This window comes from Pantoea sp. Seng, assembly GCF_009829935.1.
Lineage (GTDB): Bacteria > Pseudomonadota > Gammaproteobacteria > Enterobacterales > Enterobacteriaceae > Pantoea > Pantoea communis.
In genome coordinates this window covers 89,041-114,583 of sequence record NZ_SZZV01000006.1, presented here as the reverse complement: position 1 = coordinate 114,583, position 25,543 = coordinate 89,041, and the positions used below count along the sequence as shown (strand labels likewise).

The 25,543-nt window shown below is 50.8% G+C and carries 12 protein-coding genes and 3 pseudogenes; 9 read left to right on the top strand and 6 right to left on the bottom strand.

Going from position 1 to position 25,543, the window contains the following annotated elements; all coding sequences use genetic code 11:
• Window positions 1–25 precede the first annotated feature (25 nt).
• Entirely contained in the window at window positions 26–2,713 is a 2,688-nt protein-coding gene (locus FD737_RS07875) for a cation-transporting P-type ATPase (RefSeq protein WP_160833190.1), read from the bottom strand.
• A gap of 764 nt (window positions 2,714–3,477) precedes the next feature.
• On the opposite strand from FD737_RS07875, the gene FD737_RS07870 reads away from it, so the two are divergent.
• The 3 genes and pseudogenes from FD737_RS07870 to FD737_RS07860 all read left to right on the top strand — a co-directional run bounded on the left by FD737_RS07870 (window position 3,478) and on the right by FD737_RS07860 (window position 8,587).
• Window positions 3,478–4,563 carry an efflux RND transporter periplasmic adaptor subunit gene (locus FD737_RS07870; protein WP_160833189.1) on the top strand — a complete coding sequence of 362 codons (1,086 nt, stop codon included), beginning with the start codon at window positions 3,478–3,480 and terminating at the stop codon, window positions 4,561–4,563.
• Window positions 4,563–7,625, top strand: a pseudogene (locus tag FD737_RS07865) (efflux RND transporter permease subunit). The gene FD737_RS07870 and the pseudogene FD737_RS07865 overlap by 1 nt, the downstream one beginning before the upstream one ends.
• Window positions 7,622–8,587, top strand: a pseudogene (locus tag FD737_RS07860) (acyltransferase). Before FD737_RS07865 ends, FD737_RS07860 begins: the two co-directional pseudogenes overlap by 4 nt.
• Here the strand turns inward: FD737_RS07860 and FD737_RS07855 are convergent.
• The 5 genes from FD737_RS07855 to FD737_RS07835 all read right to left on the bottom strand — a co-directional run bounded on the left by FD737_RS07855 (window position 8,577) and on the right by FD737_RS07835 (window position 15,571).
• Window positions 8,577–10,082 carry a carboxylesterase gene (locus FD737_RS07855; RefSeq protein WP_160833188.1) on the bottom strand — a complete coding sequence of 502 codons (1,506 nt, stop codon included), beginning with the start codon at window positions 10,080–10,082 and terminating at the stop codon, window positions 8,577–8,579. The pseudogene FD737_RS07860 and the gene FD737_RS07855 sit on opposite strands and share 11 nt — an antisense overlap.
• Window positions 10,072–10,629 carry a lipid IV(A) palmitoyltransferase PagP gene (gene pagP, locus FD737_RS07850; protein WP_097117704.1) on the bottom strand — a complete coding sequence of 186 codons (558 nt, stop codon included), beginning with the start codon at window positions 10,627–10,629 and terminating at the stop codon, window positions 10,072–10,074. Before pagP ends, FD737_RS07855 begins: the two co-directional genes overlap by 11 nt.
• Window positions 10,630–10,722: 93 nt before the next feature.
• On the bottom strand, window positions 10,723–11,358 hold the full coding sequence (locus FD737_RS07845; protein WP_160833187.1) for a response regulator transcription factor: 636 nt from the start codon (window positions 11,356–11,358) through the stop codon (window positions 10,723–10,725).
• A gap of 95 nt (window positions 11,359–11,453) precedes the next feature.
• A complete protein-coding gene (locus FD737_RS07840; protein ID WP_160833186.1) occupies window positions 11,454–14,948 on the bottom strand; it encodes a response regulator in 3,495 nt (1,164 codons plus the stop codon).
• Window positions 14,948–15,571, bottom strand: a complete 624-nt coding sequence (locus FD737_RS07835; protein WP_160833185.1) for a response regulator — start codon at window positions 15,569–15,571, stop codon at window positions 14,948–14,950. Before FD737_RS07835 ends, FD737_RS07840 begins: the two co-directional genes overlap by 1 nt.
• Window positions 15,572–16,012: 441 nt before the next feature.
• On the opposite strand from FD737_RS07835, the pseudogene FD737_RS24120 reads away from it, so the two are divergent.
• The 6 genes and pseudogenes from FD737_RS24120 to FD737_RS07810 all read left to right on the top strand — a co-directional run.
• Window positions 16,013–16,186 (top strand): annotated as a pseudogene (locus FD737_RS24120) (ESPR domain-containing protein); the annotation flags it as partial.
• Window positions 16,187–18,202: 2,016 nt separating this feature from the next.
• Entirely contained in the window at window positions 18,203–23,092 is a 4,890-nt protein-coding gene (locus FD737_RS07830) for an autotransporter outer membrane beta-barrel domain-containing protein (protein WP_370523041.1), read from the top strand.
• A gap of 178 nt (window positions 23,093–23,270) precedes the next feature.
• A complete protein-coding gene (locus tag FD737_RS07825; protein WP_160833183.1) occupies window positions 23,271–23,513 on the top strand; it encodes a type II toxin-antitoxin system ParD family antitoxin in 243 nt (80 codons plus the stop codon).
• Complete coding sequence (locus tag FD737_RS07820; RefSeq protein ID WP_034822506.1) at window positions 23,506–23,796, top strand: type II toxin-antitoxin system RelE/ParE family toxin; 291 nt, start codon at window positions 23,506–23,508, stop codon at window positions 23,794–23,796. The genes FD737_RS07825 and FD737_RS07820 overlap by 8 nt, the downstream gene beginning before the upstream one ends.
• Before the next feature lie 158 nt (window positions 23,797–23,954).
• Window positions 23,955–24,458, top strand: coding sequence for an RNA polymerase sigma factor (locus tag FD737_RS07815; RefSeq protein ID WP_058960788.1), 504 nt, complete (start codon window positions 23,955–23,957; stop codon window positions 24,456–24,458).
• Window positions 24,455–25,492, top strand: coding sequence for a FecR domain-containing protein (locus tag FD737_RS07810; RefSeq protein WP_160833182.1), 1,038 nt, complete (start codon window positions 24,455–24,457; stop codon window positions 25,490–25,492). Before FD737_RS07815 ends, FD737_RS07810 begins: the two co-directional genes overlap by 4 nt.
• The last annotated feature ends 51 nt before the right edge of the window (window positions 25,493–25,543 follow it).

The window sequence follows — 25,543 nt, the reverse complement described above, 5'->3', positions numbered from 1 at the left end:
ACCAGCGTGACGGGCGGCAGCAGACTCAAGCCGTTCTGAATCGCCGGGTAAGTGGTTTCTCGACTTCAACAATTAGGAACATCACGAAACCGATGATGAAGGTAATGACCCAATAACGGAATGGCAGTCCAGTGGTACCGAATAGCAGCTGCATAAATGGCGCATAGATGATCAGCAGTTGCAGCACCAGCAGCACCGCGCTAACGATCCAAATACCTTTGTTCATCAGCAGCCCTTTACTCAGAGAGAAGCCGTCCGACACACGGCAATTGAGCATATAGAACCACTGCGCGGTAACCAGCGTCTGTAACAGCACGGTGCGGATAAACTCAGGGGAATAGCCACGCGGCTGCAGCCAGGCTTCCAGCACAAACGCACTTATCGCAATCATTGAACCAACAAACACCACGCGCCAGATGGCGAATCCATCCATCACATGCAATTTGGGATCGCGCGGCGGTCGGCGCATGATGTTTTTTTCACCCTCTTCAAATGCCAGACCAAACGACAGCGTGGCCGACGTCGCCATGTTCATCCACAGAATCAGTACCGGCGTGAGCGGAATGAGATTCCCTGCCAGCAGCGCGATGATGATCAACAATCCCTGCGCGAGGTTGGTGGGCATAATAAACAAGATGGTTTTTTTCAGATTGTCATAAACCCGGCGCCCTTCCCTTACTGCGCTGGCAATGGTGGCGAAGTTGTCATCCGTGAGCACCATATCGGCGGCTTCCTTGGTCACTTCGGTGCCTTTAATACCCATCGCGATACCGACATCGGCGCGCTTCAGGGCGGGCGCATCGTTCACGCCGTCCCCGGTCATACCGACCACCTCTTGCTTACTCTGCAACGCCTGAACCAGACGGAATTTATCCTCCGGACTGGTGCGGGCAAAGATGTCGTAGGCCTGCGCGGCATCACTCAACTGGTGATCGTCCATCACTTCCAGTTCACGCCCGGTGATGGCTGAGCCTGCATTGCCAATCCCCAGCATCTGCCCAATGCTCATCGCGGTTTGCGGGTGGTCTCCGGTGATCATTTTGACGCGTATGCCGGCTTGCAGACAGTCACGAATCGCGGTGATGGCTTCAGGGCGCGGCGGGTCCATCATTCCGGCAATGCCGAGCAGAATCACGCCCTGTTGCAGATCCTGATGGGTGAGTTCAGTTTGTCCCGGTAACGCCGGTTTCCAGGCTGCCGCCACCATGCGCAGCCCTTCGCGCGCATACTCTTCAATCTTGCCTTCCCACCAGCTGATATCGAGCGGTTGCAGGCCGTGCTCGGTTTGCTGCTGCTGACAAAGCCGGAACAGCACATCCGGCGCGCCGGTGATCAGCACGCGCTCTTCGTCACCAATGCGGTACAACGTCGACATGTATTTGTATTGCGAATCAAACGGAATTTTACTGCGTAACTCGGTGGTGACCACCGGCAACTGTCCTTTGGCGGCCAGCACCTTGAGCGCACCTTCTGTCGGGCCCCCGGTGATTTTCCAGAAACCGCTCTCATCCTTAATCAGCTGGCTGTCATTACACAGATCGATGGTACGTAAATATTGCTCCAGCAAGGACCCACCCGTGACGGTAATCGGTTCGGCGTCATCCGCTTTATGAATGGCACCAACCGGTTCATAGCTGTCACCGTCTACCCGATAGATATGGTCGGCGGTGATCACCGCTTTGACCGTCATCTCATTCATGGTCAACGTGCCGGTTTTATCTGAGCAGATCACCGTCATCGCACCCAGCGTTTCCACCGTCGGCAGCTTGCGAATGATCGCCTGCTGCTTCGCCATGGTCTGCACGCCAAGTGAGAGGATGATGGAGATGATGGCGGGTAAACCTTCGGGCACCGACGCCACCGCCAGACTGATCAATGACAGCATCAGTTCAGAGACCGGCATATCGCGGAACAGCAGGCTGAAGACGAACAGAGCCGCCATCATCGCGAGAATAATCAGGAAGATGGCTTTCCCTAACTTGTCCATTTGCACCAGCAACGGCGTGCGGTGTTTTTCGATATCGGACATCATCTGGTTGATGTGCCCCAGTTCGGTCTCTCCACCTGTAGCCACCACCAGCCCTTTACCGCCACCAGAACTGACCGTTGTTCCCGAAAACAGTAAATTGGTGCGGTCGCCTAACGGAAGTTCGCCCGCAAGCGCATCGGTGGTTTTCTCTACCACCGTGGATTCCCCGGTGAGTATCGCCTCTTCGACGCGAAGATTGTGGGCTTCGATCACGCGCAAGTCGGCAGGAATACGATCCCCGGCGCGGATCACCACCACATCACCCGGCACCAGCGCGGTGGTCGGCAAGGTTTCATGGTTACCGGCGCGGATCACCACCGTTTCACTGGAGAGCATATTGCGTATGCTTTGCAGGGATTTTTCCGCGTTACTCTCCTGGATATGACCAATCAACGCGTTGACCACTGCCACACCGAGAATGACCAGTGTATCGACCCAATGGCCCATCACTGCCGTCAGCAGCGCGGCAGCGAGTAACACGTAAATCAGTACATCGTTAAAATGGGCGAGGAAGCGCAGCCATGCTGGCTTGCCCGGTTTTTGTGGCAGGGCATTTTGACCGTACTGTTGTAAGCGTGCTGTTGCTTCACTACCCGAGATACCTTCGAGTGAACTCTCTGTCTGGCTCAAGGTTTCATCGACAGAAAGCTGATAGTACGACCTTTCCGATTTAGCAGTATTCATCGCTTTCTCCTCAAATCCTGTTTCGGAAATCAAGGCGGTGACATCGCGTTATTAACAGATCCACTTCAAATACAAATACAAAGACAAACATCTACGCACTGCCTGAGGTGAGTCCCGTTTATAACTGAAAGACATGTCATTAATGGCTGCCCAACGAAATTGAGTAGGGAAATAATCTATACGACAAACTTTTGACAAGAGAAATGAACGTTATAAACGTAGCACAGGCTATTCAACTCACTCTGCTTTTATGAGGAAAGTCATCCGTAATCAAAAAACAATTTTTAGCGTAAATTTAAACCAAAGATAAATAAGCCGTTTTTAACGAAAATAAATTAACCAACCCCTATGTTAATGAAATGGCGAGAAAAGCCACACTTTGTGTTTATGTTGTTAACGTGGTTTAAAGCTCTATTTAAATCAAACAAATCAGATTTAAATTCCATGAGTTGCGATAAAGTTATTGCGTTTATCAAACTTTACATTTTTGGATATCCACAGCTATGCTCATGCTTAACAAATAAACCTTAACCGTCACTCCTATCCGTCCGCAGTGAGATGACTCTATTTCGCCCACTGTTAATGGAGGTAACGATGCCGGACTATAGTCTGCTGCGCCTGAGTCTTTATGTGGTTATCGCTATTGTAACCTGTTCTGCCGTGGGGTTATTTACCTACGCCGTCGTTTCAATGCTCGGTGAATAAGAACCTCGCTAATAATAACGCCAATAATTAATTCAATATTGCTGATTGAGGACAAACTCGTGACGCGTTATTTTCCGCTGATCGCCATTGTTATATTGATAACAACAGGTTGCGATCAAAAAAAAACGGAAGTTACTCCTTTGCCGCGCATGGTGAAAGTGGTTGAGGTAGTGTCTTCCGGTGAGGCTCAGCAACGCATCTTCCCCGCACGCATTGAATCGGGGGATTCCACCGACCTCTCCTTTAAACGAGGTGGACAGATCGACGCCCTGGAAATTCGCCAGGGAAACAATGTGACGCAGGGACAAGTGATCGCCAGACTGGTGGCACGAGAGGCGCAGCAGCGCGTTAACGAACGACAGACCGCCGCCACCCTCGCTCAGCGACAGTTTGCACGATTCCAGACGCTATCTGGCCGCCAGGCGATCTCACAGGCTGAAATGGACGTGCAGCGCGCGAACCGCGATGCTGCCAACGCGGCCTTACAAATTGCCCGTGAAGAGTTAAGCCAGATGACCTTAACCGCGCCTTTTAGCGGCACCGCGGCGACGGTCAATGTGCGTAATCATCAGGTGATTGCGGCGGGCCAGACCATCGCCACGTTAACGCGCACCGACCTGCTTGATGTGGTGTTTAACGTGCCGGAAAACCTGTTCACCGCGCTGGATATCCGCAACATGACGTATCGCCCGGTAGTGAGGATTAACACGCTGCCGGATCGCGAATTTCAGGCTGAATACAAAGAGCACACCGGCAGCAGTAGCAGTAACACTCTGACCTGGCAGGTGATCTTAACCATGCCGCGCCCTGCCGATTTTCCGGCCGTGGGCGGTGTCAGTGGTACTGTCACCATCAATCTGGCCAATCTTCCCGCCAACGTTAATCATGCTGCGCTGGTCGTTCCGGTCGAAGCGGTGTTTAACCCCGACAGCCACCAGCGCAATGAGCCTCATGTCTGGGTGGTGCAAGGCAGCGGCGATCAGCTGAAGCTGGAAGATCGTAAGGTCGTCGTCGGCGATGTCACAAACCAGGGCGTGGTGATCACCGGTGGACTGAAAGCCGGTGAACGCGTGGTCGCAGCAGGCGTCAATGAGTTACATGCGCAACAGCCGGTACGCATCTGGACGCGTGAGCGAGGGCTGTAATGGACATCTCCAAACAGTTTATTGATAACCCGATTCGCGTCTGGCTGGCGATTTTGCTATTAGGGCTAGGGGGTATTTTTGCCCTGCTGAATATTGGTCGCCTGGAAGACCCCGCTTTTACCATTAAAACCGCCGTGGTGGTCACACAATACCCTGGCGCATCTGCGCAGCAGGTGGAAGAAGAGGTGACGCTGCCGCTGGAAAATGCCCTGCAGCAGTTGCCCTATCTGGACAGCGTCAGTTCCATCTCCTCCAACGGCCTGTCACAAATTACGGTGAATATTGCGTCACGCTATCACTCTAACGAACTGCCACAAATCTGGGATGAGCTGCGGCGGCGCGTCGGTGATGCATCACGCTTCTTCCCGCCCGGCGTGGCGGCGCCTTTCGTTAACGATGATTTTGGCGACGTGTTCGGCTTTTTCTTCGCCATTTCCGGTGACAACTTCAGCAATCCTGAATTAGTGCAATACGCTGAACAGCTGCGGCGAGAACTGGTTCTGGTGCCCGGCGTGGGCAAGGTGGCGATTGGCGGCGCGATTCCGCAGCAAATCAACGTTGATGTTTCGCTGACCAAAATGGCCGCGCGTGGGATTACCCCTGCGCAACTCTCCGCCGCACTGAGCCGTCTGAACGTGGTCTCCAGCGCGGGAGAGATCAAATCAGGCTCCGAATCGATTCGTCTGCACCCTACCGGGGAATTTGAAAATATCGATGAGCTGAGCGATCTGCTTATCAGCCCCGTTGGCGACACTGCCACCACCCGCTTGCGCGACATCGCTACTCTGTCTCGCGGGTTGAGCGAATCCCCTTCCAGCATCTATCACGCCAACGGCCGCCCAGCGGTCACCATGGGCGTCTCCTTTATCCCTGGCGTCAACGTGATTGACGTAGGTCGTGCACTGGAAGCCAAACTGCAGCAGATGTCGGCCGAAAAACCGGCCGGTATTCAGATCAACACCTTTTACGATCAGGCTGCGGAAGTGGCGCACTCCGTCAACGGCTTTATCACCAACTTCCTGATGGCGCTGGCGATTGTGGTGGGTGTACTGCTGATCTTTATGGGCGTACGCAGCGGCATCATTATTGCGCTCTCGCTGGCGCTGAACGTGCTGGGCACCCTGCTAATCATGTATCTGTGGGGTATTGAGCTACAGCGTATTTCACTGGGAGCGCTGATTATTGCCCTCAGCATGCTGGTGGATAACGCGATTGTGATCGTCGAAGGGGTATTGATTGCACGTCAGCAAGGCTCATCGCGTACCTCGGCGATCAACTTTGTTATCCGGCGCTCGGCCTTCCCGCTGTTAGGGGCCACGATTATCGCGATACTGGCGTTTGCGCCGATTGGGTTGTCGCAGGATTCCACCGGTGAGTACTGCAAATCACTGTTCCAGGTGTTGCTGATTTCGCTGATGTTGAGTTGGTTCTCGGCGCTCACCATCACGCCGGTGTTAATCAAATGGTGGCTGTTTAAAACGAGTAGCACGGCAACACCCGCCGCTGAAGCCTCGCCCTATGATGGCGGTTTTTATCGACTCTACCAACGCACGCTCAACGCGCTGTTGCAGCAGAAAACGGTCACGCTTGCGGTGATGGCTGCCCTGCTGGCGCTGTCGATCTGGGGTTTTGGTGGCGTGCGGCAAAACTTCTTCCCCTCGTCTAATACGCCGATCTTCTTTGTCGATTTGTGGTTGCCATACGGCACGGACATCAAAGCCACCGAGCAAATGGCTAGCGATATTGAAAAGTCGATCACCGGGCAGCAAGGCGTGGTGTCTACGGTCACCACCGTCGGCCAGGGCAGCATGCGCTTTATCCTCACTTACAATGGACAGCGCCAATACAGCAACTATGCGCAAATCATGGTACGCATGGACGATCAGCGTAACATCGCCGCGCTGTCACGCCGTGTGGATAACTATATTGCCCGCCAGTATCCGCAGGTGAATGCCAGCACCAAACGGGTGATGTTTGGTCCTTCCGGCGGCAGCGCCATTTAAGTACGCATCAAAGGCCCCGATCCCGACCGCATGCGACTGATTGCCAGTGAAGTGGGTGATATCCTCGCGCAGGATCCCGCCACCGACAGCGTGCGCAATGACTGGCAAAACCGCAGCAAGGTCATCCGTCCACAGTTTAATCCGGCGCTGGGCCGCGAGCTGGGGGTGGATAAACAGGAAATCGATAACGCGCTGCAAATGAATTTCACCGGCAGCCGCGTGGGCTTATATCGTGAAGGTGCAGATTTGCTGCCGGTGGTGGTGCGTCCGCCCGCCAGTGAACGCCAGGATGCCAATCATCTGAACAACGTGCTGGTGTGGAGCCAAAGCCAGCAGCATTACCTTCCGCTGAGTAATGTAGTGAGTGGCTTTAATCTTGAATGGGAAGATCCATTAATTCTGCGTCGCGATCGCAGTCGCGTGCTGACGGTGATGACCGATCCCAGCCCGCTCAGCAGCGATACCTCCGGTGATATTCTGTCACGCGTGCGGCCGCAAATTGATCAGATCCCACTGCCGCACGGCTACAGCATTGAATGGGGCGGCGATGCCGAAAACTCCAGCGAAGCGCAGCAAGGCGTGTTCACCACGTTGCCGTTGGGCTATCTGGTGATGTTTGTCATTACCGTGCTGATGTTTAGCTCCGTAAAAAATGCCGTGGCAATCTGGCTCACGGTGCCATTGGCGCTAATCGGCGTGACGCCGGGCTTTTTGCTCACCGGTATTCCGTTTGGCTTTATGGCACTGATCGGCTTGCTGAGCCTGAGCGGCATGCTGATCCGCAATGGCATTGTGTTGGTGGAAGAGATTGAACAGCAAAAACAGGACAAAACGCAGCACGACGCGATTCTGTATGCCGCCACGTCGCGCTTGCGCCCCATCCTGCTGACCGCGTTCACCACGGTATTAGGCCTGGCACCGCTGCTGCGCGATGTGTTTTTCCAGAGCATGGCGGTGGTGATTATGTTTGGACTGGGCTTCGCAACGATACTGACGCTGCTGGTTCTGCCGGTGATTTATGCCTGCTTCCACCGCGCTGAGAAAGCGACGTCAACATGAACGCCACCGGGCTGAATGTCATTAAGACACTCGGCTGCATGGCGGCAGTGACCTTTTTTACGTTGTATAACACCTAGGATCGCTACGATTATGATTACCACTGGATTCTGGCGTTCCTGACGTTTATCTCCACCATCGCCACCCCACTGTTTTTTGTGGTGGCGGGCATTATGGATAGCCACGCCGAGCAGGATTTACGCTGGCAGCTCAACAAGATACGCAATGTGGTGATCGTGTTTCTGTTCTGGATGACGATTTACTATCTCTGGGAACCTTACCAGCGCGGCTATCTGATTCAGCCGTGGTTTGTGTTCTCGTTTATCGTGATCTACAGCTTCAATCCGCTGCTCAGCTGGCTCAGCCTTCATCGCCTGGCGTTTTGCGCGCTGGTCGGCGCCCTGTTGCTGTTTTCCTATGGCTACGATTTGCTGTCGGTGCTCTATCCCGAGGTGCGGGTGCTCAGTCTCGCGCCGCAATACCGTATCTGGACCTGGTTACTGTTTTACCTCACCGGCCAGCTATTGTGTGAACCGGTGATTGCCGACTGGCTGAGTCGGAGAAGAGTCGCCCTTATCGCTACCTGCGCCCTGCCGTTTATTTATCTGTTCACCTGGTTGTACGAGCAGCACTTCTTCTTCGCGCTGTTTAAAGCCGATCGCAATGCTTTCCTCCTCACCGGCTCACAAATCTACCTGCTGGTGGTCGCACTGGTGTTAGCCGCCAGCGGCGTGCGCTTTCGCCGCCATGTCGCCCTCAAAGAGACGCTGCTGGCCACCGTGAGTAAAACCATGACCGGGGTGTACATCATGCACTACTCGGTGTTTCATATCGTCACCGCGTTGATCCCGATTAACTCGCTGGCCACTAAACTCACGCTGATTGTGCTGACCTTTGTGCTCTCAGTTTTGCTGGCCCGACTGATTCTTGCCAACGGGCTGCTGAAAAAAGTCATCACTCTTTAAGGCACTGTTGCAGATCCGACTGCTGGCCGCAGGCAATCCGTCCATTAATTTGCGCCATCATATAAGTGAAAAACGGATTGGAGGTATTACGCATCAGCGTGTCGAGCCCCACGGTGAGGCTGGAAGTTTCTCCGCGTAGTGAAATGGTGCCAAGGCTGATGCCATAACGATTTTTCTCGGTGGGTTCGCGACCATACAGCGAATCGGTGAGAGGGAATGGGACAGCGATATGCGACAAGGAATACATATCCTGCGGCCACGCCAGATGCAGCGGACGCGTCACTTCGTTGGTTTGATCGGCATGCGTGATGCGGGCAACCACCTCATAAGTGGTGGGCGACGCGTTAGTGATCACCGTTGTGGCGTAATGACGCGGCGCGGCAGGCAGTAAGTCGTTGACCGCTGAATACAGTGCAGGCCGGAACAGCGCGCGCAAATTGGCTGCCTGATTAATATCGAAAATCATTAACTGGCTGCCGTTGTCCGGTAAATAGCGATACAGCGCATTGACCACTGCTCGAGTGCTGACCGTAGAATCGAGGATCGACTGGAAAGTCAGTACCGGTGGTAAGCCACGTATTTCGCCATCGCGTGCGAGTTGAACAATCTGTTCCTGCAACGCCTGGGTTAACAGCCAGGACTGGCGCGCCGCCCGCACCGGGAATGAATTGTATTTAAACGGGTTGTATTCCGGCACGATATTCAGCCACGCCGCTTTAGCAAACACCGGGAACACCGCTGGCCATCCCGCTAACCCCGCAAAACGGGCGTATGCCGTCACACCAATCATCGGTGACAACAACACCACCTGTTGTGGTTTGCGCAGATTTTGATTCTGCTGAGCATCGAGCACATATTTCATCGCCAGCGCGCCGCCGTTGGAGTAGCCCACCAGATGAAACGGGACCTGGGTTCCCGCTATCCGGGTGGCTTCACGCACGGCCAGACGCGTCGCGGCCAGCCACATTTTCCAGTCAACTTTGGTTAACGATCCCGGCGCGGTGCCATGGCCGGGCAGCCTGGGTACTACCGCAACATAGCCTTGTTGCTGATAGGCCTGTGCCAGATAACGCATGCTGTAAGGTGAATCCGTTAAACCGTGCAACAGCACCACCGCGCCTTTAATTTCACCAGCGGGTTTGAGTACAAACGAACGGTTCCAGTCGGTGGCAAATCCTGCCGGATAGACCGGGCTTTGCGCATAATAGCGGTTAAGCGAGGTTTTCTCTTCAACGCTAAGTTGATCCGTGACGTTGTGTTTCATCTGCTTGAAGATCACATTTTCCTGCGCCAGATAATCGTCGAAGGTGGCGTGATCTATTTGCTCCACCGTCATTTCATCAGCCGCCCAGGTGTGCCAGCGATGCAGCGGCGGCCCCTGCTCAGACTGATATCCACGAATCAGCAAAAACATGATCAGCAAAGAAACCACGCTCAGGGCGATTATCTTCAGCCACTTAAGCACGGGAGAACGCTGCACCCTGTCAGAAACCATAGCGGAACCAGGCAAACAGCACGTTGCCGTTGTTGTAGCTACCCGGAATATAGGTGAACTGCACGTTAAGATTTTTATAACCTGCGGAGAACAGCGGCAGGACAATCGGCAGTGGCACATAGTTGGCAAAATCATCACGCGCGGTGATGCCAGCGGTTAACCCTAGCCCTAAGCGTACATCGCGTGCCTCATCGAGATACCAGCCTTTCTCCCAGCCGTAACCGATAATCGGCTGCCACATGTTGTGCGAATCCTTAAACGCCATCGCATACAGCGCGCTCCAGTCACCGTCCTCGTTGTAGCGCGACACACCAAAACCCCCGCCCCACGGCGATTCGTTGTAGTTGTCGGTTTTGTCTTTGTCGTAGGCGAAACGCGCATGCCAGCTGATAAACGGTAGGTAGATATCGTAATACTGAGGCTGTTCCCAGGTTTGCGAGACATCCTGCTTCAGCCATTCCCAGCCATCACTCAATGTGCCCGCCGCCAGAGCCGGGAAGGTCAGAACACTCAACGAGATGCACAACGCCACCAGAAAATTACGCATGGGTTATCCTTCTGCAAAAGCACCGATGATAGTGAGCAAGGGAAACATCCAGCATGATCTGTGTGCCCATACCGGGCAGACCATCAGGGAATATTATAGTTGTTGAGTCGGGGTTGAGGAGTTTTGAATTGAAAAACCCATATCTATGAGCCGTTGAGTAAATTCCATCACATTACTGCAGTTCAGTTTCTTGATGATTTTGCTACGATGATGGCTAACAGTTTTTCCACTGACATTAAGTGTTCTTGCAATATTAACAAGACTATGTCCGCTGGCGAAAGAGCGTAAAAGGCTGAACTCTCTTGAAGTTAAACAATCTGTTTCATGACCAATGAACACTTTCCCTTTTGTCAAATCCACTCCACCACTATGGTTAAAGACAACGTCTGCCAATGCTTGTATTTCACTGCGTTTGGATAAAATAGTAACTTGTGGCATTAATTTATGAATATAACCGATGACTGCGGGTTCTTCGATAGCAGTAAGCAGGATCAAACGTGTATCCGGCAATTTATTACTGATGTCCATCAGTATCTCTGAGAAAAATTGCACATCTCTCCCATAAGCGGAAATTTCACTGACTACGACATCTGAACCGGCAACCAGCCTTATGATATCACTCGATTTTATTTCTTCTGGGATGCAAGTTAAAATATGCTTTTCCGCAAAATAATAAGCGATACCTTCTGTAATCCACTTGTCATTGTCCAACACCGTCAACTTGAACATTTAAGCATCCTTCTCGATCAAAACCTGTATTAAACACGTTGACGAGAGAGATGCACATCAGACAGGGTAAAAGCTGCTTGTATGAAATGTCCTGGTTATTGGCAGTACGCATCTGATATTAAAAATGCATGGTTAAATTTCTCTAAATTTTGTTCAGCTGTTGAAAGGTGCGCCAGCAGAATGCTTTTTTCTTCATGCATTGCTGTTAATTCTTCCAGCAACTCACAAATATCAGTGATTTTCTCGACACCAATTACTCTCAGCGTTCCAGCCATTCGATGGAAATAGCGTTGGGCAGTAGAATAGTCATCTATCCTGACAGCCTCTTTAGCTCGCTTGATGTCATGGCGTGTTTCAGTTATCACCGTCGAAATGAACTGACTAATTTCCATGGGGCTGTCAGGCAGGAAAGCGGTGACTTTTTCAAGGTTAAGCCAGTAATCCAATGTTTCATTATCTGATGGCCCTGTATCGGTAAGTGTTTCTAAAGCATTAGCAAGTTGTTCAAGACTTACCGGTCTGAATAAGCAATCATTCATCCCCGCAGCAATGCAACGTTGTCTCTCTGACTCCTGCGCATTGGCCGTGATCCCAATGATCACCACATCTCCGCTCATTTCACGAATATGTTGTGACATCTCAACACCATCCATTACCGGCATACTGCAGTCAGTAATAATCACATCGGGCTGCTCATTTTTCCAATGCGCTAACCCCTCCTGACCATCAATGGCTTCTGTCACGCGATGTCCCATCAGAGACAACTGTCTTGTGATCAACAGCCTATTAGCAGGATGATCGTCGACAATAAGAATGTGCAAGTGCTTCATGGTTTCCAAAGGCCGTTTCGAGGCGGAAACCTCAGCCAGTGAGGAGCTTCGGACATTGACCGGGATCGACACACTAAGCGTGGTGCCTTTGCCCGGGATGCTGTGCAGCTTGACATCCCCACCCATTAATTGAGCAATCTCACGACTGATGGCCAGCCCTAATCCACTTCCGCCGGACGTCGAGTGCCCCCCCTGTTCGAATGGTGAAAATAATTTCTGCTGCGCTTCGTAAGCGATTCCCGGCCCGGTATCGGTAACTTCAATATCGAGTTGATGCTCTCCATCGATGGTGTTCAGCCTGGCATTGATATGCACACTTCCCTGCACGGTAAACTTCACTGCGTTCCCGATGAGATTAGAGAGAATCTGGCGCAAGCGGTGGTTATCGACAAAAATTTCCCATTCGACTTCTGGGAGTTCCAGAGATAACAGCAGACCCTTCTGGCGCGCTAAGCCACTGAAGGTATTAGTTAACGGGTTAAGCAATGCACTTATCCGGCACCAATCCGGTTGCAACGTCATTTTGCCTGATTCGATACGAGAGATATCAAGCACGTCACCAATCAACTCAAGAAGGTTGAGTGATGAGGCATGCGCCACACGAATCATTTCTGCATCGCTACGCCCTTCATGTACTTGCAATTCAAGTAGTCCAACAATGGCACTCAATGGAGTGCGTATTTCGTGACTCATATTGGCAAGAAATCGGCTTTTGGTATCGCTCGCCAGCACGGCATCAGTACGAGCCTGCGATAGTTCTTTCTGCATGCTTAAATAATCGGTGACATCCTGCCAGCCACATATGATACCCCCCACCTGACCGTTATTGTCTTTATAGGCGGTCATCCAGTGATTCACTGTACGTTCCGTATTTCCTACACGAATATCGAATTCGGCTTCATGAATCAGCACGGCATTTTCAAGCTGCTGAATGACTTTAGTCCATATGTGAAATAAGGGGTGGCGGGTGTCATAAAGATTTAAAGCCAATGACTGACGCTGCTCAATCGTGAAAAATGCAGTAAAGGCTTTATTGGCATGAATGATTGTACCATGGAGATCCACAACATAAACGGGCCTCGGCGGCCCATTAATTAATCTGTCACGGAATAAAATCTCTTCTCTGAGTAAAACTTTCGCTTTGCGTGTACGTTTGACCTCACGACTAAGAAAGAAGGCCCACACACCTGCACTGAGCAAAACAAGAAGTGCTGCAATGGCCCCAATGTAGAACTCTCGCTGGTAAATATTCCAGGTCTCAAATCGTGCTGCAGGCATACTTTGCCAGCGAGATACTATGCGTGAGATAGCACTGGGGGGGAGTGCTGCAATGGTTTTATTAATAACCCCGTAGAGTTCAGGTTCACTTCGATTTATAGCAAACGTAATTGCAGCATCCGGAACAGGTAATGAACGGCTGACCTGAAGGGTGCCAGGGTAAAGACCTTCAATAAAATACCGGCTGCTATACAACGTATTAATGGTTGCATCCACCTTCCCTTCTGCCACCCAATGCATTGCCAGACCAGGATTGCCTACGTAAGTAACTTTTACATCCGGTCTTTGCTTCATAAACCACTCTGTAGCGTCCTGACCAGGTACTAACGCTGCAGTTTTAATCTCCTTCTCTTCAAACCCCTTTTGTGTGATGAGTACTTCAGGGCTGTACATAAAGGGTCTGGTTAGCAAAAACTCTTTACTACGCGTTTCACTCCACACTAACGGGCCGGTCATCAGGATCTTGTCATTTTGCAACAGCGTTTTTAGCTTTTGGCTGTCATCTTCTTCTTCAAATCTGAATTTAAGCCCGGTTTTCACACTGATAAGTGACAGAAGGTCTGGCATTACACCTCGTTGTTCTCCATCAGACTCCAGTAAGAAAAAAGGAGCGATAAATGAAGATGCGGCTACGCTGATTTCGGGATGCTGCTTAAGCCATCTTTGTTCGGCAGAGGTCAGTGGCAATGCTGACGTGAAAAAGCGCACAACATTATCTTCGTCTCGACGTGAAGCCAAAGAGCGACCGGCTGGCTCCTGGTTCAAATGCGCCAAAGCTTGAGTTATGACATTGGTTAATACGAGTTCATCTTTTCTGAGCAGGAATTGATAGCCAGGCAGGGCTTCACTGGAAGCGTCAGTAATGACAAGCGTATCAGCAAAATTTCGCTGAATCAGGTAGTAAGCTTCCAGGGCAGGAAGCAATGCTCGGCTGTCATCAATTTGGCTCATGCCCATCAGTACATTCATGGGTGCGGGATAAACAGGAGAGAGAGTCAATGGGAGATTTTTTGACCCATTACGTTTAGTGTCAGCAAGGCGACTGATAATGACCGGAGTGGCAGGTAGGACGTCAACGCTTGAGTACATTGCCGACTCACCAGCCAATGATTCTCCTGCCGGCTTAAAGAGTAAATCGATGCTGCCGTTTTTAAGTGCGTCTATCGCTTCAGATTTAGTCGTGAAATGAAACGAATTCATCCTGACCCCGATGCTTCGCAGGGTTAGATACGAGAGATCAGGGATGTATCCCGACAATTCATCATCAGGAGCAATGTTTACGAGAGGGGGCTGCGCGAGTCCATAAAAACCCAAATTAATTTCCTGTTTTCTCCCAAGCCACCGCCATTCTTCATCATTTAAATTTGGTGCTGAAACGACATCATTGCTAAGCGACGTGTATTTCAAGCTCACCGCGTCAGCAAAGACTGGCGCGGTGAAAAACCAAGAGAAAACCAGCGAAATTAAAAGGTAGCGTAGCATTAACTAATATGATTCCTGCGAGTAAAATCGAGAATGTCACGTTGGTTTTTTAGACCCAACTTTTCCATGAGTCTGGTTTTATAGGTGCTGACCGTTTTGTTACTGATTTTCATACGATTTGCGATGTTAATGATTTCTTTTCCCTCAGATAAATATTTCAACACCTCAAACTCTCTTTTAGATAGCGTTTGAATTCTCTCGTTATCATTTTCTGGTCCAGATGTTTCATAGGCTTGATGCATTCGCAAAGGGAAATAACCGTAGCCAGAAAAGACTGCATTGATAGCCTGTAGTAGGTCTTCAAGATTATTCTTCTTACTAATAAAGCCATTCGCCCCAGCTTTCATGCTTTCCACAGAATAATAGTCCGCATTTTTCCCACTCATCACGATGGCGGGTAATTTGACACCTGATTTACGTAATAGAGATATCATTTCAATGCCATTCATCCCGGGCAAATCAATATCCACAATCAGTGCATCCACACGATTTTGACTAACTAGCTGGTCAACACCCTCTCCTTCACCTGATTCAGCAACAACGCTATGCCCTTCTTTTTCAAGCATATGTCGCATAGCTAGTCTGGCAAGAGGATGATCATCAATGATGATGAAATTGGCCATGACAATCCTTTGGAGTTTTGACGTTTTATTAATCGTAGCCCAGTAATAAAGAACAAACAATGCGTATCAGGCCCCTGTAGTCCATGTCCTACAAAATATTTCAATTACTCCTATAACCTTAATTTTCAATCACATTAATTGGGCTTTTCTGAGGATTTGTAGTCCATGTCCTACACGGCTCGTAAGATCTTCTCATTCTTTTTGATTCAGACGAATGGGAAAATAATCAGGTATTCATGGCTGAGGACGTAGAGACGTACGGTGCCATGATTTTGATATCCGTATCTGGAGTAGTAATGAATATCACAAAAAAACATCTGCCTTCGTCGACTGTTAATTTAAGAGCCACAACCTGGCTTGCATTAATCGCTTTTTGCTCAGGGTTTTGGTTGCTTATTAGCGTACTTCTGTTGGCGAAGTAAATCATTATCACACTAAAGAATGCCTCTCGCAGGCAGGATTTTTTACGTCTTAGAGAAATTAGGTAAAGTCATGAATAAGATTTTTAGAGTTAAATGGAACAGCACGTTAGGGCGTTTCGATGTCACATCTGAATTAACATTAGGTAAAACCAAGTCAAACTGTGGTAGCAAAAGAAGTGCTTCTCACTTGATTCGTTCAATGGGATTATTTTCTCTGAGTGCACTTGCTCTGGCGATGGGTGCACCTGCATTAGCAGATGATATTGAATTACAACAATTCATCTCAACTGATAGAAGTAACACCCAATACATTTCAGGCAACTCAGTATTGAAATCTACTGACGGCTTTAAACGTATCGATTCAGGAAAGGCTGGATTTATTGAAATGACTTTTGCGGAAGCACTTTCAGGTGGTATTTTGAAAGGCGATGGCGCTCCTTACTTGGGCAATACACTCACTTTGGGGAACAAAGTAGGTGTGGATTACATTGACCCTATTACTCACAACAAAACCACCTTCCAGGCTTTTGATACTAACCAGTTAAGAAGTGGAAGTTTACTTTCTACAAAGTTAAGCATAAAAGAGAACGTTGGCGATAATGGTCAATACGTAGACCGAAATCTGATTGAACTACAGAACGGTAGCACTCTTGATGTTAGCATTGGCTCGACATCTGCCGACTGGTATAACCAGGATACCAACAGATTATTAGCGTATTTAAAAGGTAGCAAAACAGATCCTACTTTTATTTCTTCAATCTTTAAAGTTAATGGTAACTCATCTTTAGATTATAAGAGTAAAACTGTCGTTCAATTAGGAAATTATCGTGAAAATCAGATTGATAGCGCTCAGTCTGATGTCACGTCATTTTATGCTGGTTACAATGGTGTGTTTGAAAGTACTATTGGCGCACAAAATGTCACTGATATCAACTCTCTTCGGGCTTATAACGACGCCCTGATTTTAGCTGTTAAGGAAGGTCGCTTAGAGTCCACTAACTACGACCGAGAATTCAAAAAAGCGTATGGCAGTTTCAAATATGTTTATGCAGAGTATTCTGGTTTTGAAAATGACCCCATTCATGACGACATTAACTCCGATCGGGTTGCCTATATTATTGCTGATGGCGCAAATGCGAATGTGAATATCAGCAGTGGTGCTAGTATTCAGTTGTATGCATCTACAGCTTCGCTTATCAGTTTAGCTAATGGTGCGAATCTGATAAATCAAGGAACATTAGGTTCGTTTAACAACACCAGTTTAGGTAGCGTAGTCATTCGTGCAGATAATTCAACGATCACTAATAAAGGTGTTATTGATGTCGGTACAGATCCAGACATGGCCAAATTTAAACGTGAACTGACAGACGCTAGCCCTATTGGCCTTGTTTTCTCCACCTATGGACCAGGAACGGGTATTCAAGCCTTAAACGGCAGTACAGTTATTAATGAGGGTATTATTAACCTCGCCCCTCGCCAGCAATACAATGATAACACCGGCGTTCAACTCACATCGTCTTCATTAGTCAACAAAGGCATTATCAATGTTTCGGCCACATCAGAGCCTTCGTCTTATACGCTTGCGGGAGGAGTAACACGTGGTGTTAATTTATCCGGGCCAGCTACGTTTACTAACGAAGGAATGATGTATTTGGGACGTCAACAGCAGCGTATCGCTGGTGATGCAACCGTTGATATTGATACGAAAAACCCAGGTAATGTGCTCGTTACCGTCAATGACCGCGGTGTTTTTAGTAATAAATCTGGTGCTGATATGGTTATTGGCAGTAAAACACAAGGGGCTCTTGCTGTAGACACCACGGGCTTCAACACACGAGCGACTAACTCTGGAAATATCACTATTAATGGTGTCGCTACAGGTGTTGCAGGTAACGCTCCGCTGCAGAATATTGGTATGCGTGCAATTAATAACGCCCAAAACACTATTAATGGTTCAAGTGGCATTATCACTCTTAACGGTATTAATGCAATTGCAATGCAGGCGAATACCCAACTTTATTCAGCACCAGGGGCAGCAGCAATCGTACGTAATGAAGGTACGATTAACATCGAAGCTGGCCTTGATCCTCTAACCAGCACTGCGAATTACGGTCTTTGGGCGCAAGGAGCACGTAGTCGTGCTGTAAATGCAAATACAATTAACGTTAAAGGCAATGGCGCGATTGGTGCACATGCTCGTGATGGCGGTATGCTCGAAGTGTCTAGTGCAGGCAGCATGAACTTCAGCAATGGCACTAAACAGACCGGATACTTTGTGTTTGGTGCCAATTCCACCTTACTGGATAACAGTACAAGTGCACAGGTCGCAAGTACCGAAGACTCAACCATGTACCGTATTGACGGCGGAGCAAACTTCGACGGCACAGGCAGCGCCTCTGCGGTTGAAAGCAGCGGCAAAAATGCCACTGCGCTACTGGTGACGAGCAACAGTCAGGCCAGCCAGCTTAACACCGGTAACATGACCATCACCGCTAGCGGTGAAGGCGCAACCGGTATCAAAGTCATGGGTAATGCCCAGGGCACGCTTGCGAAAGAAACCACCCTTTCACTGACTGGCGCCAATAGTACCGCGGGTATTGTTGACGGCAGTTACAGCGATATCACCGGCAGCGGCGATGCGTCATACCGTGGCAACGCGAAACTGATCAGCTACGCCACTCTGGACGGCAGCGTTGCCACAGCGGCAAATGCTATCGGTTACATTGCCCGTAACGGCGGCACCCTTGAGCATCATGGGAATATCAATTTCACCGCTGCGGATACCACAGGGGTGCTGGTGAATGGCGGCACGCTTGATAATATCGGTGATATTCACGTTAACGGTGTGGCTGTTGATATTCAGGGCGCAAATTCAACCGTCAGTAATACCGGTACGATTGAAGCCACTAACGGCGAAGCTGCAATTAAAGTTGGCAGTGGTGCTCATCTCGACCTCAACGGTAACGGCATTGTTAAGGCCAGCGGTAGCGCACACGGTATCTTGCTGGATAGCGGCGCAACTGGACTGACGGTAAAAGACGCCACCATTGAAATGAACCCCGTTGGTAACGGCAACGGGATTGAAAACCGCGCTGAAATTGCCGGCATTAAACTCGATAACACGCATATCACTGTTGATAACGGTGCAGGTGTGCGCACAGCTGCGAGCATGGACAAAACCAATAGCGGCACCATTACAGTTAATGGCAGCGGCACCGGTTTGCTGCTGCAAAATGCAGATGGCTCGACCGCGACTGGCAGCGTGGATATGTCAGCCTCCCGTGAATTGGTGATTGATGTTAATAGCGCTAATGGCAAAGGTATCGTGGCCAATGTGGCAGGTAATGTTAAATCCGGTGCCAGCGTAAACGTGAATAACGCAGCAGGCGGTTCAGCATTGAAAGTAACTGGAGGCACATCGTCAGTTGAGCAAAGTGGCCGTCTGGTCTCTCAATCAACGTTGAGTCCGGTGGTGGATGTCGACAACGGCTCGCTGACCAGCTTCATCAACAGTGGCGACATCATTGCCAACTCTGCTGCACAAGTGGCAATGGAGATCACCAGTGGCTTGGTTGGCGTTCACTTCACCAATGTTGAAGGCGGCAATATCGTCGGTCAGGTCAACCTCACCACTGCCAGCGATCATACCGTCGATCTGCACAAAGGGAGTACGGCAACGGACGTCACTACCGCAGGTGGTAACGATACCTTTAACCTGGTCAACGTTGAGGCAGCGGACACCAGTCTGTTCACCTCGCTGAATGCAGGTAGCGGCACGGGCGATACGCTGAATCTGGACAAGTCAGATCTGACATTGGCAGCCAGCGGTAAAACCATCACTGGTTTTGAAACGGTCAACCTGAAAAATGGCTCAACGCTAACGCTGGACAACATCCTCTTGCCATTAGGTGATGCTCAGGATGATGCAGCAGGCACGGGCTTCAACATTGATCAAGACAGCACTCTGGCACTCAAGCAAAGCGCTGACACGCAGTTTGCCAGTCACATCAGCGGCGCGGGGACAATTGCAGCCAGCACGGACGGAAATGCATTCGACTTCACGTCCAACAATGCAATCAACAGCTTTACCGGCACGCTGGCGCTGACCGACAGTACATTTGGACTTGATGGACTGAATACTCAGGCCCTCACCCATGCCACCCTGCTTGCAGGAACGGATAGCCGAGTCACCGTAGCCGATGGCGTGCAGCAAATCGGTGGACTGAACTTTGACGGTGGCACCGTGGTATTTGATACCGGTACACCGGGCGATACCGTTGCTAAAGGCGTCGTGCAAACCTCTGGACTGATGGATATCAGCGGACGCGGTACCGTTGAAATTAATCCTGGCTCGGTTAACAACCACCATGTGCTACCACCGCAAACCGTTTCATTACTGGAGCAGGATGAAGGCGATCAGGGCATCAAACTGGCGGGTAGCGCGATTCCTGTTAACGGATCCGGCGGTAACCTGGAGCTGCATGATACCAGCGGCAACCTGATCACCGACCGCCTGAACACTAACGTGCTGCAGGATGGCAACGTGGTGGCGAATGCCACTTACGACTATCGCCTGACCAGCGGTCAGGCTGATGACGGACTGTATGTGACGTATGGCCTGACGCAGTTAGACCTGTTAACTCAGGGCGGCGATGCGCTGGTGCTTAACGCCTTTGGTAAAAAAGGCAATGCTGCGGATATGAGCGCGAAACTGATTGGCACCGGCGATCTGGCGATTGATACCGGCGCGGGTCAGACTGTCTCACTGTCTAATATGGACAACAGCTACAGCGGCAAAACGGATGTGCGCAGTGGCACCCTGCTGATGAACAATGACAACGTGCTGGGTCAGACTTCAGAGCTGGCAATGGCGGCCAACACTGGCTTTGACATGAATGGCTACAACCAGACTATCGGCGCATTAAACACGTCGACAGGATCAGTGGCAAACCTCAACGGCGGCGCGCTGAGTATCACTAACGGCGGTTCGGTTGATGGCAGCCTGCAGGGCAGCGGTGCCCTGAATGTCAACGGCGGCACGTTGACAGTCAATGGCAGCAATATTGGGCTTAAGGCAACGACTTCAATTGCTTCTGGCGCTGACGTGCAGTTGAACAATACCAGCGGTCTGGGCAGCGGCAATATCGTCAACGAAGGTCTGCTGGCGCTGAAAAACGCGGCGGGCGCACTGTTCAATAGCCTGAGCGGTGCAGGTGAAACCGATATCGCACAGAACAGTGATGTTGTACTGCTGGGCGATAACAGTGATTTTGCGGGTAAATTTAGCGTTGAAAACGCATCGACATTAACGGCGTCAACTCAGTCGAGTCTCGGTTCAGCTGACATCGCCAATGAAGGATTGTTAAATCTTGCCAGCAGCGACAGCTGGTTGCTGAACAACGCCATTACCGGCAGCGGTCAGTTAAACCAAAACGGTTCAGGAGTGGTCACGCTCAGCCAGCAGGCGGCGCAGTACACCGGTGATACGCAGGTCAATGCAGGTGGTTTACAGCTTGGCAGCGCAGGTAATGACGTCACGCTCTCTTCCGGCAACCTGAATATTGCTAAAGGTGCCGTTGCTGGTGGCTTTGGCGGCACGGCGGGCAACGTGAGCAACAACGGTACCCTGCAGTTGGGAAGCCTGAATCCGGTTTCGATGCTGGCAGTGTCCGATGCAGTGCGCTTCAACGTTGGCGGCAATCTGACCAACAACGGCGACATCATTGTGGGTGGTGCAGGCGCAGCGGCAGGCAATCAGCTGCATATCGCGGGCAACTACAGCGGTAATAACGGTCATATCACTCTGAACACCGCCCTCGGCGATGATAATTCGGTCACCGATAAAATGATCGTTGCCGGTGATACCAGCGGCACAACACGCGTCAGCGTTAATAATGCTGGCGGCAACGGTGCCAAAACCATCAACGGTATTGAAGTTATCAATGTCGGCGGAAAATCTGACGGTGAGTTTGTGAAGGACGGGCGTATTGTTGCCGGGGCCTATGATTACAACCTGGTGCGCGGTGAAGGTAGTAACAACAATAACTGGTATCTGACTAACGTGCTCGGTGGTGTAGTAGACCCAGGCGATGGTGGTGATAACGGCGACAAAGATGACGTCATTAAGATTTACCGCCCGGAATCAGCCGCCTACTCCGCGAATATGGCTGCGGCAAACAATCTGTTCAACACGCGTTTACATGACCGTTTGGGTGAAACCCACTATGTCGATGCGCTGACGGGCGAGGAGAAAGTCACCAGCATGTGGCTGCGCAACGTTGGCGGTCATACCCGTTCCAGCGACAGCAGTGGCCAGATGAAAACGCAGGCCAACCGTTATGTGATGCACATGGGTGGCGATATTGCACAGTGGACCACGGATGGCACCAACCGCTATCACCTCGGTGTGATGGCCGGTTATGCTAACCAGCAGAGCAACAGCCGCAACCATTTGTCTGGTCAGAAAGCGGATGGCAGCATCAATGGTTACAGCACGGGCATCTACGCGACCTGGTTACAGGACAATGAAGAGAAATCTGGTGCCTACCTTGACAGCTGGGCGCAGTACAGCTGGTTCGACAACACCGTGAAAGGAGATTCACTGGCGGCCGAGTCTTACAAATCGAAAGGGATCACCGCGTCACTTGAGACCGGTTACACCTGGAAAATTGGCGAGAAAAATGAGCGCGAGAGCTACTTCGTGCAGCCTCAGGCACAAATCACCTGGATGGGTGTCAAAGCGGATGAAATTCGCGAGCAGAATGGCACCCGCGTGAAAGGCACTGGTGATGGAAACATTCAGACCCGCTTGGGTGCCCGTGCCTTTATCAAAGGCCACAACGCGATTGATGACGGCAAAGATCGCGTGTTCCAGCCGTTTGTTGAGGCCAACTGGATCCACAACACCCAGGAATTTGGCAGCGAACTTAACGGCGTGAAGGTCAGCCAGAAAGGCACGCTTAACCTGGGTGAGCTGAAAGTCGGTGTTGAAGGACAGATCACCAAAAACGTTAACCTGTGGGGCAACATCGGCCAGCAGATGGGCGACAAAGGCTACTCAGATACCAGCGCCCTGCTGGGTGTTAAGGTTAACTTCTAACTGACGTAATCGGTTTACGTTTAATTGCACGTTGATTGGGAACTTCGGTTCCCCTTTTTTATGGGTAAAAATCAGCCTTGCGTATGAGGTTCCAAATCGTGAAAGTCCATTTGACTGGTCACCACTAGTTGAGCAAACTATGCTCTTTTGTATTAACAGTTAATACACGGTGAGTTCAATGAGAAAAATAACGTCAGTTAGCGTTGGTGAACAACTCGATAACTTTATCTCCCGCATGGTTGATTCAGGGCGATATGGATCAGCCAGTGAAGTGATGCGTTCGGCTTTACGGCTGCTGGAACAACAGGAATCACATGATCAAGTTGTCCGAAATGCCGTTGTTGAAGGGTTAGAAAGTGGCGAAAGCCCGCGTTCACTGCGTGAGATCGCTGCGGAAAGGAAGAAGCTTCATCATGTATAAACTGTCCAAACTTGCCGACAGTGACTTTGCCAATATCTATGATTATACCTTGCTCAAATTTGGTGAAGCCCAAGCCGATCGCTACACCGATGCATTGGATGAGTTCCTTGAAACATTGTCAAAGATGCCTGAGATGGGACAGGATTACCCGCGCGTGCAGGATGTGAAACGTATTGTTTTCCAGTCACATACCATTTTTTATACTGCCAATCCTTCCGGAATATTTATTGCCCGAATTTTACATCAACAGATGGATACGGCTCGTCACCTACCCGACTTTTAATTCCGCACTCAGCACCCTATCGCGCCCAAAATCTTCCTCAACAACGCTTTTTTTACCTTTTCCAATCATCCCATCTTGATAACGATAACGATTTTCATTCAAATACAGCCTGCCACTCTTTCATGCATGCAGCACTGTGCGGTTGTTGGGAATCCATCTTGTCAGCGTTTGAGCGTTACTACACGGAACTGTTCCGCTTTTTGAGCGGTAAACTGCGGGATAAACACCTCGCGGAAGAACTGACCCAGGAGACATTCAGCCGCGCGCTGGCTGCCCCGGAACAGATTTCCTCGCACCGCGGATTGCTCTACCATATCGCCAGAAATCTTTTGGTCGACCGCTATCGCCTGCAGAAACAGTATGATCCCTCGCAAGATACTGACACCGATGAGTTACTGGCACCCGGCTACGAGCAACCGGACAATCGCCTTGAGAACCAACAATATATCGACCATATTGTGGCTGCCATTGAGACCCTGCCGCCGCGCTGCCGGGAGGCTTTTATCCGTCATCGTATTGAGGGGCAGTCGCAAAGCGAAGTGGCTGCGAGCATGGGAATTTCAACCAACATGGTGGAAAAACACATCATTCGCGCCATGCTGGCCTGCCGTGCCAGCCGCGACAGCTGGCGTGATGAACAATCGACAGGGAAGGCACGATGACGCGTCATGATGAGCAGACAATTGCCGAACAGGCGATTCACTGGCTACTCCGTCAGCAAGAGGGCATGACGCGAGAGGAGCAGCAGGCTCTCGAACGCTGGCTGCAAACGCCCGCCCATCAGGCGGAATACGAGGATTTGGGCGGGCTGTGGCAACAGACGGCGGCTATTCCTGCCGCTGCCGTTGCGCATTTGCGCCCCGCGCCAGCACGCTGTATTGGGTGGCGTCCGATGGTCGCGACCTGTGCGCTGCTCTTACTGGCAGCCGTGCTGTTCTTCCCGCTGCGTAACTCGTTCGCCCCGCCGATTTACAGCGCAAGCTGGCACACCGGACGTGGCGAGATGCGCACCGTACAACTTCCCGACGGCACCAAGTTGTCACTGGATGCCGGTACTCAGCTCAACGTGCGCTACTTTGCCAATCGCCGGGAAGTGGAGATGCCGCAAGGGCAAGTCTTCTTCCAGGTCACACACAACCCGAACCAACCGTTTGAGGTGCTTAGCGGCCCAACCCGCGTAACCGTAGTGGGCACCGAATTCCGGGTCCGTTACCTGCCGCATACCATGAGTGGTGAAGGCAGCGATGTCGCCGTGCGTTCAGGCGCGGTTCGCGTCGGTCCACGCGGCAACTGGGAGAACCGCTGGTGGCGGGCAATGCAGCATCTGCACATTCCACAAGCACAGCGACATATCAGTGTGCTGCACGCCTCAGAACGATCGCTGACCGATGCGCAGGGGCGTCTGATTTCACGCTCGACGCTGCCCACAGAGAGCATCGCCGCCTGGCGCGACGATCGTATCGTGCTGGATGATACGCGGCTGGATATGGCACTGGCGGAGTTTGCTCGCTACGGCGACGTTTCGCTCAAGCTGAATTCGCCTGCTGTTGCCGCACTGCGCATCAGCGGCAGTTTTGATACCAATCGGGTGGATAGCTTTGCTAACGCATTGCCGCGCGTGCTGCCGGTGAAGATAAAAAACATTAAAAATCAATCCACTGTGGTCGCAACCAGCATGACGTTAAAAAATAATTAAAATCGACGTCAGGGTTTGACCCCGTGCTTCGTCTTCAGAAGAGAATGATTA

Excerpts from the sequence above, each read along its gene's own strand:
- FD737_RS07840 (WP_160833186.1), bottom strand. The coding sequence starts at position 14,948 with ATGCTACGCTACCTTTTAATTTCGCTGGTTTTCTCTTGGTTTTTCACC.
- FD737_RS07830 (WP_370523041.1), top strand. The coding sequence starts at position 18,203 with ATGCTCGAAGTGTCTAGTGCAGGCAGCATGAACTTCAGCAATGGCACT.
- FD737_RS07835 (WP_160833185.1), bottom strand. The coding sequence starts at position 15,571 with ATGGCCAATTTCATCATCATTGATGATCATCCTCTTGCCAGACTAGCT.
- FD737_RS07855 (WP_160833188.1), bottom strand. The coding sequence starts at position 10,082 with ATGGTTTCTGACAGGGTGCAGCGTTCTCCCGTGCTTAAGTGGCTGAAG.
- FD737_RS07875 (WP_160833190.1), bottom strand. The coding sequence starts at position 2,713 with ATGAATACTGCTAAATCGGAAAGGTCGTACTATCAGCTTTCTGTCGAT.
- FD737_RS07825 (WP_160833183.1), top strand. The coding sequence starts at position 23,271 with ATGAGAAAAATAACGTCAGTTAGCGTTGGTGAACAACTCGATAACTTT.
- FD737_RS07810 (WP_160833182.1), top strand. The coding sequence starts at position 24,455 with ATGACGCGTCATGATGAGCAGACAATTGCCGAACAGGCGATTCACTGG.
- FD737_RS07820 (WP_034822506.1), top strand. The coding sequence starts at position 23,506 with ATGTATAAACTGTCCAAACTTGCCGACAGTGACTTTGCCAATATCTAT.
- pagP (WP_097117704.1), bottom strand. The coding sequence starts at position 10,629 with ATGCGTAATTTTCTGGTGGCGTTGTGCATCTCGTTGAGTGTTCTGACC.
- FD737_RS07845 (WP_160833187.1), bottom strand. The coding sequence starts at position 11,358 with ATGTTCAAGTTGACGGTGTTGGACAATGACAAGTGGATTACAGAAGGT.